The organism is Streptomyces sp. NPDC031418, assembly GCF_055581605.1.
In genome coordinates, this window is sequence record NZ_JBVIJC010000009.1 from 228,003 (window position 1) to 244,235 (window position 16,233).

Here is a 16,233-nt window from a genome sequence, read left to right on the forward strand (position 1 = left end):
GCTCACCCCCGGTCGTCCCCGTCCCCCTCCTCCTCCGCCTGCTTGGCCTGTACCTCCGGGTCCAGCACCGAGGGCCCGGTGCCGTCCACCGAACCCAGCCGGCCGGTCTCCGGGACCTCCGTCGCGGCCGGCGGCTCGACCAGCCAGTCGGGGTTGGCCTGCTTGTCCCACCACTTCCAGGCCGCGAAGGCGCCGGCCGCCAGCACGCTGAGCACCGCCAGCCCCTTCAGCGCCCGGCCGCGCCGGGACCGGCGGACATTGCGCTCGGCCAGCTTCTGGATCTCCTCGGCCGAGACATTGCCGCGCAGCGCGGCCAGCGCGGCGGCACCGCGCAGCGCGGCCTCGTCGTACACGGGCGCGGCCGCGGCCATGGCCTGTTCGATCTTCGGACGGGAGTACTCGGCGGCCTGCTGGGCCGCCTTGCGGGTGCGTACGGCGGCTTCGTGCGCGGCCAGGTCCACCTTGGTCGGCACATGGGTACGAGCCTGCTCCAGACGCGGGGCGAGCCGGGCGTCGTACTGCACGCGGGCCTGTTCGGCGGCCTGCGACACCACGGGCGCCAGCCGTACGCGTGCCTCCTGCGCGTAGTACGCGGCACGCTCCTTGGCCGTGTCGGCGTAGGGCGCCACCACTTCCGCGGCGTGCAGCACGCTGTCCTTCGCCGAGCCGGTCGCGGCGCGCACGCTGTCGATGCGGGTCACGGGTTCCTCCTCCTCGGTGGCGTACGGTATTTCGACTTTCCACCCTTTTACGGATCATGCCTGCCGACAGCCTGTGCGGCATGCGCGGGCGGGCATATGGGTGCCGATCGCTTCGTTCGCCTCCATCACAGGTGAATTCCGGGCAACCGCACCTTCCGTCGACCCTGCCACGAATCGCCGCCGCGCGCCGCCTCACCGGCCGTGTCGGCGGATCTCATGCACCTGATGACCGACGCGCGGCGAGCGTTCCGGGCCGTGCGAGGATCGGGGGCACCACAGGAGGACAACGGAAGGCAGACCGTGGCCGAGCAGCTGTACGCCACCCTGAAGACCAACCGCGGCGACATCGAGATCCTGCTTCTCCCGAACCATGCGCCGGCCACGGTCAGGAACTTTGTCGAGCTGGCGCAGGGCGAGCGGGAGTGGACGCACCCCGAGACCGGTGTGAAGGGCAAGAACCGGCTCTACGACGGCACGATCTTCCACCGGGTCATCAGCGGCTTCATGATCCAGGGCGGTGACCCGCTGGGCACCGGCATGGGCGGTCCCGGCTACACGTTCAAGGACGAGTTCCACCCGGACCTGGCCTTCAACAAGCCGTACCTGCTGGCCATGGCCAACGCCGGCCCGGGCACCAACGGCTCGCAGTTCTTCATCACGGTGTCCCCGACCGCCTGGCTGAGCCGCAAGCACACCATCTTCGGCGAGGTCGTCGCCGACGCCAGCCGCAGGGTCGTCGACGCCATTGCGGCCGTCCCCACCAACCCCCGCACCGACCGCCCGCTCGAGGACGTCGTCATCGAGTCGGTCGTCATCGAGAAGCGCTGAGGCCGCTCCCGGCCGTCATCGAGAAGCGCCGAGGCCGGGCCGCACGGGAACAAAACGCCCCGCTCGTCCGTCAGGATGAGCAGGACATGCATCACGACATGCGAGGGGAACCGATGGACCAGCCCGCAGGCAGCGCGCAGCAGGCCCCTCGCGTGCCCGGGTGCTACCGGCACCCGGACCGCGAGACCGGCGTGCACTGCACCCGCTGTGAGCGGCCCATCTGCCCCGAGTGCATGGTCAGCGCCTCGGTCGGTTTCCAGTGCCCCGATTGTGTGCGCGGAGACTCCGAGGCCGGCCGGGCGGCGGCCGCCGCCCGCCCGCGCACCGTCGCCGGCGGCACGCTGACCGCCGACCCGCGCCTGCTCACCAAGATCCTCATCGGGATCAACCTCGCGGTCTTCCTGGTCCAGATGGCCGTCGGCGACGGCTTCACCCACCGGTTCGAGCTGATCGGCCAGGCCTACGCCCCCGATCTGACCGGGGTGCAGGGCGTTGCCGCGGGCCAGTACTACCGCCTGCTGACCGCGATGTTCCTGCACGGCGGCTATGCCCACATCGCGTTCAACATGCTCAGCCTGTGGTGGATCGGCGGCCCCCTGGAGGCGGCCCTCGGCCGCGCCCGCTATCTCACCCTGTACTTCGTCTCCGGTCTCGCCGGCAGCGCGCTGACCTTTCTGCTGGCCGCGCCCAACCAGCCGTCGCTCGGCGCCTCCGGAGCGATCTTCGGACTGTTCGGCGCGACGGGCGTCCTCATGCGCCGGCTCAACTACGACCTGCGCCCGCTCGTCGCTCTGCTGGTGATCAACCTGGTCATCACCTTCAGCCCCGGTATGAACATCGCCTGGCAGGCCCATATCGGCGGTCTGGTCGCCGGTGTCATCACCGGCTACGCCATGATCCACGCCCCGCGCCAGAAGCGGACGCTGGTCCAGTACGGCACATGTGCGCTGGTCCTGGCCGTGGTGGTCGTCCTGACCCTGGTGAGAACGGCTCAGCTGACCTGATCGGCCCGGCCGGGGCGAACCGTTGTCCACAGCGGGTGGCGGATCTTGTGCACAGTGTGCGGGCACGCCTGCGCTCCCTGCCGCTCGAATGAGTTCTCGCAGGTCAGACAGAGGGCGAAGAGATGTGCGAGGGCCGGCTGTGCAGTCGTACCAGCGTCAACCCCCGAGGAGTTATCCACAGATCGTAGTTTCTTTCCCCAGGAACATGTGGACAGAAGCTCAGGCCTGTGGATAACTCAAACGGTCACTCGACCGCTACTTCCACTGCGTGGAGACACCGAACCCGGCCGCGATGAAGCCGAAGCCGACCACGATGTTCCAGTTGTCGAGTGCGTCGATGGGCAGCGAGCCGTCGGTCACGTAGAAGACCACGATCCAGGCCAGGCCGATCAGGAACATGGCCAGCATGACGGGGGCGACCCAGGCGCGACTGTTCAGCTTGATCGCCTGTGCCTGCTTCGCCGGCGGCGGCGTGTAGTCGGCCTTCTTGCGGATACGTGACTTCGGCACGAGGGTCTCTCCTGTCGATGCGCTGCGTGGCCGCGCAGGTAACTGGGTCGGGCGCGTCCGTTAGCGTAGTGCTTCCGTGGCGCCGAAGGAGATAAGGGTACGTTGAGCAATTCTGCCGACTCCCCCGGGACGGGATCAATGGGTTCCCGCCCCGGCCGTGGGCTGCGCGTCCGGCCGGTGCGCATCCTGACGGCCGCGGTCTTCGCCCTCGCGGGGCTCATCTTCTTCACCAGCTTCGACACCGCCAAGGGCACCGACATCCGGCAGGACGGCTCGCTGCTGAAGCTGTCCGACCTGATCCAGGAGCGCAGCCGCAAGAACAAGGAGCTGGACGACTCCAACGCGGCCCTGCGCCATGGCGTGGAGTCGCTGGCCGAGAGCGACGACGGCAGCAGCAAGGCCCAGGACCGGCGGCTGACCGGGCTGGAGCGCAGCGCCGGCACCCAGCCGCTCACCGGCGACGGGCTCACCGTCACCCTCAACGACGCCCCGCCCAACGCCACCGCCAAGCTCCCCGGCTATCCCGAGCCGCAGCCCGACTACCTGGTCATCCACCAGCAGGACCTCCAGGCCGTGGTGAACGCGCTCTGGCAGGGCGGCGCCCGGGGCATCCGGGTCATGGACCAGCGGCTGATCTCCACCAGCGCGGTGCGCTGCGTGGGCAACACGCTGATCCTCCAGGGCCGGGTCTACTCACCGCCGTACAAGATCACGGCGATCGGGGACCCGGGGCGGCTCCAGAAGGCGCTCGCGGCGAGCAAGGCGATCCAGACCTACATGGTGTACGTCAACGTCTACGGCCTCGGCTGGAAAGTCACCGAGGACGGGACGGTGACTCTGCCCGGCTACTCCGGCACAGTGGACCTGCACTACGCGAAGCCAGTGGAGTAGCCAGGCCCCCCGTCAGGAGCCGCCGGTGCGCGTGATCGTGAGGACGCTCAGCGAACTGTGCATCACCGCCGGCACCCTGATCGTGCTCTTCGTCGTGTACGTGCTGTTCTGGACCGGAGTGCGGGCCGACGGCGCGATGAGCGACCAGATCGACCAGCTGCACCGGCAGTGGTCGCGGGGGACCGCGCCGGCCGCCTCCGCTCCCTCGCGCCCCGCGCCGTACCACTACGGTGAGGCCTTCGCGATCATGTACATCCCGCGGTTCGGTTTCACGTGGAACAAGCCGGTGCTGGAGGGCACCGGCCGGGACGTCCTGGCGAAGGGCCTCGCCCACTACCGGGGGACGGCCCGGCTCGGGCGGACGGGCAACTTCGCGGTCGCCGGGCACCGGCGCACCTACGGCGACCCGTTCAAGGACTTCCCCCGGCTGCGCCCGGGAGACGCCGTCGTCCTCACGGACGGGACGACCTGGTTCACGTACCGGATCGACACAGGGCCCTACCGGACGGTTCCCACGGATGTCGCGGTGATCGACCCGGTGCCCGGCGCGTCCGGTTACCGGCGCCCGGGCCGGTATCTCACCCTGACCACCTGCGATCCGGAATGGGGGCACAGCCACCGGCTGATCGTGTGGGCGCACCTGGACTCCACACAGCCTGTGGAGTCCGGGCCACCGAAGGCCCTGCGCCGTTAGTCTGGTGCGGTACGGCGTGGGTTTCCGGTGCCGTGGCGAAACGGAAGGGACGGCATGTACGGCTGGATCTGGCGGCATCTGCCGGGGAACGCGTGGATGAAGGCACTCATCTCGCTCGTACTGATTCTGGCCGTGGTCTACGTCCTCTTCCAGTACGTCTTCCCGTGGGCGGAACCGCTGCTGCCCTTCAACGATGTGACGGTGGACAACCAGTGACTGCGCGGATTCTCGTCGTCGACAACTACGACAGCTTCGTCTTCAACCTCGTCCAGTACCTGTACCAGCTGGGTGCCGAGTGCGAGGTGCTGCGCAACGACGAGGTGTCGACCTCGCACGCCCAGGACGGCTTCGACGGCGTCCTGCTCTCGCCGGGCCCGGGCACGCCCGAGGAGGCCGGGGTCTGCGTGGACATGGTCCGGCACTGCGCGGCCACCGGCGTCCCGGTCTTCGGGGTCTGCCTGGGCATGCAGTCGATGCAGGTCGCGTACGGCGGTGTGGTCGACCGGGCGCCGGAACTGCTGCACGGCAAGACCTCGCCGGTGGAGCACGAGGGCAAGGGCGTCTTCGCCGGCCTGCCCTCCCCCTTCACGGCCACCCGCTACCACTCCCTGGCCGCCGAACCGGCCACCGTCCCCGCCGAGCTGGAGGTCACGGCCCGCACCCACGACGGCATCATCATGGGCCTGCGCCACCGTGAACTCCCGGTCGAGGGCGTGCAGTTCCACCCCGAGTCGGTCCTGACCGAGCACGGGCACCGGATGCTGGCCAACTGGCTGGTGGAGTGCGGCGACCAGGGTGCCGTGGCGAGGTCGGCGGGGCTGGCCCCGGTGGTGGGCAGGGCCACGGCGTGACCTCGCTGCGCCCCGAGCGCGAGGACTTGTACGGCGGGGAGAGACCGTACGAGCCCTACGGCGGTGCGCCTTACGCCGACCCCCGGACCGCACCGCCGCCCCCCGCGTCCGGGGAGCCGACGGTCGTGTTGCCGCCGGTCGGGGATCATACGGCCGTCCTGCCGCCGGTCGGGGATCATACGGCCGTCCTGCCGCCGGTCGGGGATCATACGGCCGTCCTGCCGCCGGTCTCCGGGGACCAGACGGCCGTCCTGCCGCCCGTTTCCGGGGAGCAGACGATGGTCCTGCCGCCCGTTTTCGGAGAGCCGCCGGCCGTGCTGCCGCCGGTCACCAGTGAGTCGACGGTGGTGTTGTCCCGCATCCGCCCGGCGGCCGGCGGGGACGAGCAGACGATGGCGCTGCGGCTCCCGCTACGGGACCCTGCGGCCCCAACAGCCCCTCCGGCGCCTGGAACCCCCGCCGGTGGCCGTGCGGCCCGCAGAAAGGCCGCCAAGCGGCGCGGCGGGCGCCACAGCGGTCCGGAGAACTCCCCCGCGTCCCCCGCCCAGTCGGCGCGGCGGCCGCTGTCCCGGGTGGAGGCCCGCCGGCAGGCGCGGCTGGCCAAGCCCGGGCCGGCGGTCATCGCGAGCCGGGTGATCGGCGAGGTGTTCATCACCACCGGCGTCCTGATGCTGCTGTTCGTCACCTACCAGCTGTGGTGGACCAACATCCGCGCGCACGCGCAGGCCGGCAACGAGACGCACCAGCTCCAGGACGACTGGGCGAACGGCCGGCGCAACCCGGGCGTCTTCGAACCCGGTCAGGGCTTCGCCATCCTGCACATCCCCAAGCTGGACGTGGTCGCGCCGATCGCGGAGGGCGTCAGCAAGGAGAAGGTGCTCGACAAGGGCATGGTCGGGCACTACGGCGAGCCCCCGCTGAAGACGGCGATGCCCGACGCGAAGACCGGCAACTTCGGCCTCGCGGCGCACCGCAACACCCACGGCGAACCGTTCCGTTACATCAACCGGCTCGTGCCGGGCGACGCGGTGGTGGTCGAGACGCAGGACACGTACTTCGTGTACAAGGTGACCTCGACGCTGCCGGTCACCTCGCCCGCCAACACCAGTGTGCTGGACCCCGTACCCAAGGGCTCCGGGTTCACCAAGCCGGGCCGGTACATCACCCTGACCACCTGCACCCCGGAGTTCACCAGCACGTACCGGCTGATCGTCTGGGGCAAGATGGTCGAGGAACGCCCGCGCAGCAAGGGCAAGCCGGACGCGCTCATCGAGTAGGGCTCAGCGAGTAAGGGCAGAGGAACTGTGGCAGCGACCGCCGACGAGACCGAAGAACACACGGACGCGTCCGACCCCGCCCCGCCCGCCGGGGAGCGCCCCCGGCGCCTCGGCAGGATCGCGACCGCGGTCAGCGTCCTCGGCGAACTCCTCATCACGGCGGGCCTGGTGCTCGCCCTCTTCGTCGTCTACTCCCTGTGGTGGACGAACGTGATAGCGGACCGCAAGGCGGACCAGCGGGCCGACCGGGTCCGCCAGCACTGGGCCCGGTCCACGGACGACACCCCCGGTGCGCTGGACACCAAGGACGGCATCGGCTTCCTGCACGTGCCGTCGATGCACAACGGCGAGGTCCTGGTCGAGAAGGGCACCGGCACCGACGTCCTCAACGACGGTGTGGCCGGCTACTACACCGACCCGGTCAAGGCGGTCCTGCCCATGTCCGGCAAGGACGGCAACTTCACCCTGGCCGCCCACCGCGACGGCCACGGCGCCAAGTTCCACAACATCGACAAGGTGGAGAAGGGCGACCCGATCGTCTTCGAGACGCGGGACGACTGGTACGTCTACAAGGTCTTCGCGATCCTCCCCGAGACCTCGAAGTACAACGTCAAGGTCATCTCCCAGATCCCCACCGAGGCCGGCCGGAAGAAGCCGGGCCACTACATCACCCTGACGACCTGCACCCCGGTGTACACGTCCCTGTACCGCTATGTGGTCTGGGGCGAGCTGGTCCGGGTGGACAAGGTCGACAGCAAGCGGACGCCTCCGGCGGAGCTGCGCTGAGCCCTGAAGCCAGGCCCTGAAGCCACGTGCCCTGACGCCACGAACGAGCCCCTGCCGGTGATGCACCGGCAGGGGCTCGTTCTCGTAGCAGCGGGGAGGCGTCAGCCGTTGAGACCGCCGAAGAGGGTGCCTCCGCCGTTGTTGCCGCCGTTGTTGCCGTTGCCGTTGCCCCCGCCGCCGATGGTGATCACATCGACGGTCTGGCCGGAGTTGACCGTGCTGCCGGGCGTCGGGTTCGAGGAGACGACGACCGCGTTGTCGTCGTTCGAGCCCTGGACGTTGCCGAGCTGGAGGCCGGCCTGCGCGAGCATCTGCTTGGCGTCCTTGAGCTTCTGGCCCTGGATGCCCGGCACCTGCACCTGGTTGTTCTGGAGCTTGCCGACGTTGACCGCGATGGGCGTGTTCTTGGAGACCTGCGTGCCCGCCCCCGGGTTGGTGCTCTGCACCTTGCCGTCCTGGGCGGGGTCGGTCACCGCGACGTCGTTGCAGGTGGGGGTCAGGCCCAGGTTCTGGAGCTCGGTCTTGGCGTCGTCACAGGACTTGCCGACGACGTCGTTCGGGACGGTGACCTTCTCCTCCGCCTTGGCCACGGTGAGGGTGATCACCGTGCCCTTCTCCTTCTCGACGTTCACCGGGTCCTGCGCGGTGACGACACCGGGGGTCTGGGTGGACACCACGGTCTTCTTCTCGACCTGGAAGCCCTTGCCCTTGAGCTGGCTCTCCGCCTGGTCGAACTGGAGGCCGCGGACGTCGGGCACCTGGACCTTCGGGGCGCCGGTGGACACCGTCAGAGTGATCGTCGTGCCCTTGTCGACGCTCGTCTTGGCGTCCGGGTTCTGCGCGCAGACATTGCCCTTGGGCTGCTCCTGGCAGGCCTTGCGGGAGCCGACCGTCACCTTCAGATCGACGTTGTCGGCCATGCTGCGCGCGCTGCTCACCGTCTGGCCGACGAAGTTCGGGACCTCCACCTGACCGTCGCCCGTGTTGTGGCTGCTGGTCACCCACTTGCCGATCAGGATCGCGCCGATCAGCACCAGGATGCCCGCGACCACCAGCAGGATCGTGGAGGTGTGGGACTTCTTCGGCTGCTGGCGGCGCCGGTCGGGCCGGTCGTCGTAGCCGTAGCCGTCGTCCGGGCCCATCGGCGGGAGCACGGTGGTCGCCCCGCCGCCCTGCTCCTGGCGGAGGGCGGTGGTGGGCTGCTCGTCGGGGTAGCCGCCGTAGCCGACCGCGCCCATCGCGGCCGTGGCGGCGACCGGCTGGCCGTCCAGACACGCCTCGATGTCGGCGCGCATCTCGTCGGCCGACTGGTAGCGGTAGTTCGGGTCCTTGACCAGCGCCTTCATCACGATCGCGTCCATCTCCGGGGTGATCTCCGGATCGAAGACGCTCGGCGGCTGGGGCTCCTCGCGGACGTGCTGGTAGGCGACCGCGACCGGGGAGTCGCCGACGAAGGGCGGCCGGACGGTCAGCAGCTCGTACAGCAGGCAGCCGGTGGAGTACAGGTCGGAGCGGGCGTCGACCTGCTCGCCCTTCGCCTGCTCCGGCGACAGGTACTGGGCCGTGCCGATGACCGCGGCCGTCTGGGTCATGGTCATGCCGGAGTCGCCCATCGCCCGGGCGATGCCGAAGTCCATCACCTTGACCTGGCCGTTGCGGGTCAGCATGACGTTGGCCGGCTTGATGTCGCGGTGCACGATGCCGTTGCGGTGCGCGTACTCCAGGCCCTGGAGGATGCCGATGGTCATCTCCATCGCGCGCTCGGGCAGCAGCTTGCGGCCGGAGTGCAGCAGCTCACGGAGCGTGGAGCCGTCGACGTACTCCATCACGATGTACGGGATGGAGACCCCGTCGATGTAGTCCTCGCCCGTGTCGTAGACCGCGACGATCGCGGGATGGTTGAGCGAGGCGGCCGACTGGGCCTCCCGGCGGAAGCGGGCCTGGAAGGACGGGTCACGCGCGAGGTCCGCGCGCAGGGTCTTCACCGCCACGGTGCGGCCGAGGCGGGTGTCATGCGCGAGGTAGACCTCCGCCATGCCACCACGGCCGAGCACTTGGCCCAGCTCGTACCGGCCGCCGAGGCGACGCGGCTCTTCCATAGCTACCTACCAGCCCTCTCCGTCGGTCTCGGCCGTCACAGAGGTGTGCGTCCGAGGCTGCCGTCCGGGCCTACGGTACCCGGCTCGCTTTGTATGACCTGGCCAAGCCCGGAACCCGATACAGGACCGGTATCGCAACGTGCGCTGATGTGAAGGAGGTGTGAGGGGGCTCACTTGTGTGAGTGACTGTCGTGCCTCCCTGGGCCCACGGTCTCACTTCTTGGACTTGATGACCGCCTCCATCACGTTCTTCGCGATCGGCGCGGCCAGGCCGCCGCCGGAGATGTCGTCACGGTTGGCACTCTCGTCCTCGATCACCACGGCCACCGCGACCGGGCTGCTGCCGTCCGGGAGCTTGGCGAAGGAGATGAACCAGGCGTACGGGTTGGCGCTGTTCGCCACACCGTGCTGGGCGGTGCCGGTCTTGCCGCCGACGGTGACGCCGGGGATCTGGGCCCTGGTTCCGGTGCCCTTCTCCACGACCGTCTTCATCATGTCCTGGAGGATCTGGGCGTTCTTGGAGGAGAGCGGCTGGCTCAGCTCCTTCGGCTGGGTCTGCTCCAGGGTGTCGAGGTTGGACGACTGGAGCTTGTCGACCATGTACGGCTTCATCAGCTTGCCGTCGTTGGCGACCGCCGAGACGACCATGGCCATCTGGAGCGGGGTGGCGGCGGTGTTGTACTGGCCGATGGAGGACAGCGCGGTCTGCGACTGGTTCATGCCGTTGGAGAACACCGACGCGTTGGAGCGGACCGGGGTGAACTGCTCGGCGTCGAAGCCGAACTTCTTCGCCTCCGCCAGCATCTTGTCGTTGCCGAGGTCCGCGCCGATCTTGCCGAAGACGGTGTTGCAGGACCAGCGCAGCGCCTCGCGCATGGTGGCGTTCTTGCAGGGGATGCTGCCCTCGTTCTTCAGCTCGGTCCGGGTGCCCGGCATGGTCCACGGCAGCGGGGAGTTCGTGTTCTGGTCGGCCGAGGTGTACAGCCCGTTCTCCAGCGCGGCCGCGGCCGTGACCACCTTGAAGGTGGAGCCCGGCGGGTAGGTCTCGCGCAGCGCCCGGTTGAGCATCGGGTCGGCGGGGTTGTTCTTCTTCTGGAGCGCGTTCCAGTTCTTGGCGTCCACGGTGGTGGAGTTGCCCGCGAAGGACGAGGGGTCGTACGACGGGTAGGAGGCCAGCGCGAGGATCTTGCCGGTGGACGGCTCCAGCGCGACCACGGCGCCCTTGCCGCCCCGCGACTTCAGCCCGTCCCAGGCCGCCTTCTGCGCGGCCGCGTTGAGGGTGGTGACGACGTTGCCGCCCTGCTTCTGCTTGCCCGTGAGCATGTCGAGGGTGTTGCGGAAGAAGAGCCGGTCGTCGGTGCCGCTGAGGATGCCGTCGTTGATCTTCTCCAGCTGGCTGCCGTCGAAGGCCTGCGAGGAGTAGCCGGTGACCGGGGCCCACATGGGGCCGTCCTTGTAGGTCCGCTTGTACTTGAAGTCGCCGTTCTGGGCCTCGACCGATCCGGTTATCGCCTTGCCGTCGACGATGATGTCGCCGCGCGGGTGGGCGTAGCGCTCGATGGCGACCCGGCGGTTGTCCTTGTCGCTGCTCAGCTGGTCGGCCCGGACGTACTGGAGGTAGTTGTCGCGGATCAGCAGGGCCAGCACGAGCAGGCCGCAGAAGATCGCGATCCGGCGCAGGGGCTTGTTCATGACGGGCGGACCACCTGGGTCATCTCGGCGTCGGGATTGGCGGCGGGCGCGGGCGCCGGGCGGCGCGCCGTGTCGCTGATCCGGATCAGGATGGCGATCAGCGCCCAGTTGGCGAGCACGGACGAACCACCGGCGGCCAGGAACGGCATGGTCATACCGGTCAGCGGGATGAGCCCCATGACACCGCCGGCCACGACGAAGACCTGGAGGGCGAAGGCGCCGGACAGACCGACGGCGAGCAGCTTGCCGAACGGGTCGCGGGCGGCGAGGGCGGTGCGCAGGCCGCGCTCCACGATCAGGCCGTACACCAGCAGGATCGCCATGATCCCGGCGAGGCCCAGCTCCTCGCCGAAGGTGGCGAGGACGAAGTCGGAGTTGGCGGCGAACTTGATCAGGTCCGAGTGGCCCTGGCCCCAGCCGGTGCCGAGGGTGCCGCCGGAGCCGAACGCCCACAGCGACTGCTGGAGCTGGTCGGAGTGGAGGACGCCGTCGTGGGTGATCTGACGGCTCAGCTGGTACTCGCGCATCGGGTCCAGCCAGGCGTTCACACGCGTCTGGATGTGGTGCTCGAAGCTGGCCACGCCGACGGCGCCGACCGCGGACATCAGCAGACCGAAGACGATCCAGCTGGTCCGCTCGGTGGCGACGTACAGCATGATCACGAACATGCCGAAGAACAGCAGCGAGGTGCCGAGGTCGGTCTCGAAGACCAGGATCAGGATCGAGATCGCCCAGACGACCAGGATCGGGCCGAGGTCGCGGCCGCGCGGCAGGTAGAGCCCCATGAAGCGGCGGCTGGCCAGGGCCAGGGCGTCCCGCTTCACCATCAGATAGCCGGCGAAGAAGACCGCCAGGACGATCTTGGCGAACTCGCCGGGCTGGAGGGAGCCCAGGCCGGGCACCCTGATCCAGATCTTGGCGCCGAAGATGTCGGCGCCGAGGCCCGGCACCAGCGGCAGGATCAGCAGGATCAGCGCGCCGAACATCGAGATGTAGGTGTAGCGCTGGAGGACCCGGTGGTCCTTCAGGAAGAACAGCACCGCGGCGAACAGGGCGATGCCCAGCGCGCTGTTCAGCAGCTGCTTGGGCGCGGAGGGGGCGAAGTGGGGCAGGTTCTGGAGCAGCCTGGACTGGTCAAGGCGCCAGATCACGACGAGTCCGAGTCCGTTGAGCAGCGTCGCCAGCGGCAGCAGCAGCGGGTCGGCGTACGGCGCGAACTTCCGTACGACGAGATGGGCGACGCCGGCCAGCAGACCGAGGCCCAGTCCGTAGCTCAGCAGCCCGGAGGGCACCTTGTCGCTGATGGCCAGGCCCACGTTGGCATAGGCGAACACCGGGATGGCCACGGCGAAGACCAGCAGGGCCAGCTCGGTGTTGCGGCGGCTCGGCGCGCCGATGGCGCCGATCGTGGACGTGTGGTGCGTCGGCGGGTTTGTCGTACTGCTCATCGTGTGACGGGGCCTCTCACGGCTGGCTCACTGCTTGCCGCACTGATCGACGACCTTCTGCTCATCCTCGGAGAGGCTCGGGCCGGGGTGGGGAGTGGCGGTCGCGGACGGGGACTTGGAGGGCGCGGTCGGGGACGTCGGGGAGGTCGGCGCCGATGGGTGCGGCGTCGGTGATGCCTTGGACGTGAAGGAGGCGGCGGTGGTTCCGGTGCCGCCCGCGGCCTTGATCCGGTTCGTCTTGGCGTTCTTCTCCGCGGCCGCCCGCTCGGCCTGCTTGCGGCAGGCGGAGGCCTGCACGGACAGCGCGTCGATCTTCGTCTGGGCCTGTTGCAGACCGCCCGCCGCGATCGTGCCCTTGACCTGCTTCTGCTGGTAGGGCGGCAGGTACTTGAGTTCGATCTCGGGGTGGTCCTTCTCCACCTGCGACAGCGACACCCAGGCCAGGTTCTGGCTGATGCCGCGGTACAGCGCGACGTGCTCGCCGTTGGCGCCGACGTAGTACTGGGTCTGCGTCCACCGGTAGCCGCCGTACAGGCCGCCGCCGATCACGGCGAGGGCGAGGGCGCCGTACAGGGATCTCTTCAGCCAGGGGCGCCGGGCGCGCGGCTTGGTGAACTCGCCGTCGGCGTAGTCGCCGAAGGAGCCGGCCGGGACGTAGCCGGTGGTGTCGCCGGAGCCGGGCGGGCCGAACTCGCCGCCGCCGTGGCCGTGCTTGCCGGACTGCCGGCCCAGGTGGGAGGCGCGGCCGGCGGGGGTCTGCATGATGCCGTTGTCGTGCAGGTGGTGCTGGTTCTCGGCGACGGCGCCGACCACGACCGGCTGGTCGGACAGCTGCCCGGCGAGGGTGTCACCGGTGTCCAGGTCGAGGACGTCGGCGACGATGACGGTGATGTTGTCGGGGCCGCCGCCGCGCAGCGCGAGCTGGATCAGCTCCTGCACGGTCTCCTGCGGGCCCTGGTAGCTGGCGAGGGTCTCCTCCATCGTCTGGTGGGAGACGACGCCGGACAGGCCGTCGGAGCAGATCAGATAGCGGTCGCCGGCGCGGACCTCGCGGATCGACAGGTCGGGCTCGACGTGCTCGCCGCTGCCGAGGGCGCGCATCAGCAGGGAGCGCTGCGGATGGGTGGTGGCCTCTTCCTCGGTGATCCGGCCCTCGTCCACCAGCCGCTGCACCCAGGTGTGGTCCTGGGTGATCTGGGTGAGGGCGCCGTCGCGCAGCAGATAGGCGCGCGAGTCGCCGACGTGCACGAGACCGAGCCGCTGTCCGGTCCACAGCAGCGCGGTCAGGGTGGTGCCCATGCCCTCGAGCTGGGGGTCCTCCTCGACCATGGTGCGCAGCTGGTCGTTGGCGCGCTGCACGGCGGCGCCGAGCGAGGTGAGGATGTCGGAGCCGGGCACGTCGTCGTCGAGCGTGACCAGGGTGGAGATCACCTCGGAGGAGGCGACCTCGCCGGCGGCCTGGCCGCCCATGCCGTCGGCGATCGCGAGCAGCCGCGGGCCGGCGTAACCGGAGTCCTCGTTGCCCTCGCGGATCATGCCCTTGTGCGATCCGGCGGCAAAGCGCAGTGACAGACTCATGCCCACCTCGCCCGTCGGCTCCGGGTACAGCCGGTCGTGTCGAGCCACACTGCCCACCCTCCGGTCGGGAGCGCGCCGGCGGCGGCCGGGTGGCGGCCTGCCGCTGCGTGCTCGCTCCGCTCGCGCTCACTCATGATGTAGCACTACTTCCGCAGCTCGATGACGGTCTTGCCGATGCGGATCGGCGCGCCCAGCGGGATCGGCGTGGGAGTCGTCAGCCGGGACCGGTCCAGGTAGGTGCCGTTGGTGGAGCCCAGGTCCTCGACGATCCACTGACCGCCCTGGTCCGGGTAGATCCTGGCATGGCGGCTGGAGGCGTAGTCGTCGTCCAGCACGATCGTGGAGTCGTGCGCCCGGCCCAGCGTGACCGTCTGGCCCTGGAGCGCGACGGTGGTGCCGGTCAGTGTGCCTTCGGTCACGACCAGCTTGGTGGGGGCATTGCGGCCACCGCGCCGGCCACCGCTCTGCTGCCCGCGCTGCTGCGGGGGCGCGGCCTGCTGCCGGGCCGCCGGCTGCCGGCCCGTCTGCTGCTGGCGCCCGGCCTCCCTACGCGATCCGCGCTGGGTGACGCGCGTACCGAACAGGTCGCTGCGGATGACCTGCACGGCCACGATCACGAACAGCCACAGTACGGCCAGGAAACCCAGCCGCATGACCGTGAGGGTCAGCTCTGACATTGCCCCCGCTTCACCCTTCGGCTTGCCTATAGATAACGGTGGTGCTGCCCACGACGATCCGCGAGCCGTCGCGGAGCGTAGCGCGGGTGGTGTGCTGCCCGTCCACCACGATGCCGTTGGTGGAACCGAGGTCCTGGATCGTCGAGGGCGTCCCGGTCCGGATCTCGCAGTGTCTGCGGGAGACGCCGGGGTCGTCGATCCGCACGTCGGCCTCGGTGCTGCGGCCCAGCACCAGCGTCGGGCGGGAGATCTGGTGGCGGGTGCCGTTGATCTCGATCCAGTAGCGGGTGCGCCCGCCGCTCGCCGGCGCGGCTCCGGGCCGCTGCGGGGCGGGCTGCGGGTAGCCGTAGCCGCCGGGCCGGGCGCCGGGGGGCGGGGTGGCGGGCATCGGGGGCGCGCCGGCGGGCGCGGCGGCCGGCGGGCGGCCGTAGCCGCCGGGGGCCTGCGGGGCCTGCGGCGCAGGTGCTGCCTGCTGGCTGCTGGAGGAGGCGAGGGTACGGCTGCGCACCCGGTACAGGCCGGTGTCGAGATCGTCGGCCTTCTCCAGGTGGACCTTGATCGGTCCCATGAAGGTGTAGCGCTGCTGCTTGGCGTAGTCGCGCACCATGCCGGCCAGCTCGTCGCCGAGCTGGCCCGAGTAGGGGCTCAGCCGCTCGTAGTCCGGCGTGCTCAGCTCCACGATGAAGTCGTTGGGTACGACCGTCCGGTCACGGTTCCAGATGGTGGCGTTGTTGTCGCACTCCCGCTGGAGCGCGCCGGCGATCTCCACGGGCTGGACCTCGGACTTGAAGACCTTGGCGAAGGTGCCGTTCACCAGACCTTCGAGACGCTGCTCGAACTTCTTCAGGACTCCCATGGGGCACCTCCTCCGTCCCTGCCGCTCTGCCTTCGCTTACGTGGTTGTGCTGTTACTGCTCACTGATCGTATCTACGCGTCCGGCAATCAGCCGGTTCCCCCAGCGGCTCCCCTTCGAACTCTCCTCGCAAGGATCGTAGAGCCGGGTGAAGACCAGTGTCCCGCACCCGGCTGTGGACCCGGCCCGCTCCTGGGGAGATGCCCCCGGAACGGTACGAGGTTGATACGAGACGCGGGGCTCCCCGGGACGGCCGGGACGGCACCGGGAACCCGCGCGGCCGGTGCGCCGCCGGCCGGGCGGGCGGAAGGGATGTGAACCCACCCCGTCCGACGTGCTAATG

16 protein-coding genes are annotated in these 16,233 nt (G+C 69.7%); 8 read left to right on the forward strand and 8 right to left on the reverse strand.

Features of this window, described 5'->3' with window-relative positions; all coding sequences use genetic code 11:
- Positions 1 to 2 precede the first annotated feature (2 nt).
- Positions 3 to 701: a DUF5324 family protein gene (locus tag ACZ5CZ_RS15450; RefSeq protein ID WP_468942957.1), complete on the reverse strand. Its 699-nt coding sequence runs from the start codon at positions 699 to 701 to the stop codon at positions 3 to 5.
- A 300-nt stretch (positions 702 to 1,001) separates the two neighbouring features.
- On the opposite strand from ACZ5CZ_RS15450, the gene ACZ5CZ_RS15455 reads away from it, so the two are divergent.
- Both ACZ5CZ_RS15455 and ACZ5CZ_RS15460 read left to right on the forward strand, forming a co-directional pair.
- Positions 1,002 to 1,529: a peptidylprolyl isomerase gene (locus ACZ5CZ_RS15455; RefSeq protein WP_385841578.1), complete on the forward strand. Its 528-nt coding sequence runs from the start codon at positions 1,002 to 1,004 to the stop codon at positions 1,527 to 1,529.
- A gap of 113 nt (positions 1,530 to 1,642) precedes the next feature.
- The gene (locus ACZ5CZ_RS15460) at positions 1,643 to 2,533 is read left to right on the forward strand and encodes a rhomboid family intramembrane serine protease (RefSeq protein ID WP_468942960.1); all 891 of its coding nucleotides are present in this window, start codon (positions 1,643 to 1,645) and stop codon (positions 2,531 to 2,533) included.
- A 255-nt stretch (positions 2,534 to 2,788) separates the two neighbouring features.
- On the opposite strand, the gene crgA is transcribed toward ACZ5CZ_RS15460, so the two are convergent.
- Positions 2,789 to 3,043 (reverse strand): cell division protein CrgA, encoded by a 255-nt coding sequence (gene crgA, locus ACZ5CZ_RS15465; protein WP_073887398.1) that lies wholly within the window; start codon positions 3,041 to 3,043, stop codon positions 2,789 to 2,791.
- Positions 3,044 to 3,145: 102 nt separating this feature from the next.
- On the opposite strand from crgA, the gene ACZ5CZ_RS15470 reads away from it, so the two are divergent.
- Genes ACZ5CZ_RS15470 through ACZ5CZ_RS15495 form a run of 6 tightly spaced genes read left to right on the forward strand, consistent with a single transcriptional unit; the run spans position 3,146 to position 7,542 of the window.
- A complete protein-coding gene (locus ACZ5CZ_RS15470; RefSeq protein ID WP_385841580.1) occupies positions 3,146 to 3,934 on the forward strand; it encodes a DUF881 domain-containing protein in 789 nt (262 codons plus the stop codon).
- A 25-nt stretch (positions 3,935 to 3,959) separates the two neighbouring features.
- Positions 3,960 to 4,628 carry a class E sortase gene (locus ACZ5CZ_RS15475; RefSeq protein ID WP_385841581.1) on the forward strand — a complete coding sequence of 223 codons (669 nt, stop codon included), beginning with the start codon at positions 3,960 to 3,962 and terminating at the stop codon, positions 4,626 to 4,628.
- A 54-nt stretch (positions 4,629 to 4,682) separates the two neighbouring features.
- The gene (locus ACZ5CZ_RS15480) at positions 4,683 to 4,844 is read left to right on the forward strand and encodes a hypothetical protein (protein WP_385841583.1); all 162 of its coding nucleotides are present in this window, start codon (positions 4,683 to 4,685) and stop codon (positions 4,842 to 4,844) included.
- A complete protein-coding gene (locus tag ACZ5CZ_RS15485) occupies positions 4,841 to 5,479 on the forward strand; it encodes an aminodeoxychorismate/anthranilate synthase component II (protein WP_385841584.1) in 639 nt (212 codons plus the stop codon). Before ACZ5CZ_RS15480 ends, ACZ5CZ_RS15485 begins: the two co-directional genes overlap by 4 nt.
- A complete protein-coding gene (locus ACZ5CZ_RS15490; RefSeq protein WP_468942966.1) occupies positions 5,476 to 6,756 on the forward strand; it encodes a class E sortase in 1,281 nt (426 codons plus the stop codon). Before ACZ5CZ_RS15485 ends, ACZ5CZ_RS15490 begins: the two co-directional genes overlap by 4 nt.
- 27 nt (positions 6,757 to 6,783) lie before the next feature.
- The gene (locus tag ACZ5CZ_RS15495) at positions 6,784 to 7,542 is read left to right on the forward strand and encodes a class E sortase (RefSeq protein WP_385841586.1); all 759 of its coding nucleotides are present in this window, start codon (positions 6,784 to 6,786) and stop codon (positions 7,540 to 7,542) included.
- 101 nt (positions 7,543 to 7,643) lie between these two features.
- Here the strand turns inward: ACZ5CZ_RS15495 and pknB are convergent, their stop codons facing one another.
- From pknB to ACZ5CZ_RS15525, 6 genes are all read right to left on the reverse strand, one after another.
- Entirely contained in the window at positions 7,644 to 9,641 is a 1,998-nt protein-coding gene (gene pknB, locus ACZ5CZ_RS15500; RefSeq protein WP_385841588.1) for a Stk1 family PASTA domain-containing Ser/Thr kinase, read from the reverse strand.
- Between the two features lie 213 nt (positions 9,642 to 9,854).
- Positions 9,855 to 11,333, reverse strand: a complete 1,479-nt coding sequence (locus ACZ5CZ_RS15505; RefSeq protein ID WP_468942970.1) for a peptidoglycan D,D-transpeptidase FtsI family protein — start codon at positions 11,331 to 11,333, stop codon at positions 9,855 to 9,857.
- Positions 11,330 to 12,781, reverse strand: a complete 1,452-nt coding sequence (locus ACZ5CZ_RS15510; protein ID WP_385841591.1) for an FtsW/RodA/SpoVE family cell cycle protein — start codon at positions 12,779 to 12,781, stop codon at positions 11,330 to 11,332. Before ACZ5CZ_RS15510 ends, ACZ5CZ_RS15505 begins: the two co-directional genes overlap by 4 nt.
- Positions 12,782 to 12,808: 27 nt before the next feature.
- Positions 12,809 to 14,359 (reverse strand): Stp1/IreP family PP2C-type Ser/Thr phosphatase, encoded by a 1,551-nt coding sequence (locus ACZ5CZ_RS15515; protein WP_385841807.1) that lies wholly within the window; start codon positions 14,357 to 14,359, stop codon positions 12,809 to 12,811.
- A gap of 143 nt (positions 14,360 to 14,502) precedes the next feature.
- Positions 14,503 to 15,036 carry an FHA domain-containing protein FhaB/FipA gene (locus tag ACZ5CZ_RS15520; RefSeq protein ID WP_385841592.1) on the reverse strand — a complete coding sequence of 178 codons (534 nt, stop codon included), beginning with the start codon at positions 15,034 to 15,036 and terminating at the stop codon, positions 14,503 to 14,505.
- A gap of 10 nt (positions 15,037 to 15,046) precedes the next feature.
- Positions 15,047 to 15,892: an FhaA domain-containing protein gene (locus ACZ5CZ_RS15525; RefSeq protein WP_385841594.1), complete on the reverse strand. Its 846-nt coding sequence runs from the start codon at positions 15,890 to 15,892 to the stop codon at positions 15,047 to 15,049.
- Positions 15,893 to 16,233: the final 341 nt, after the last annotated feature.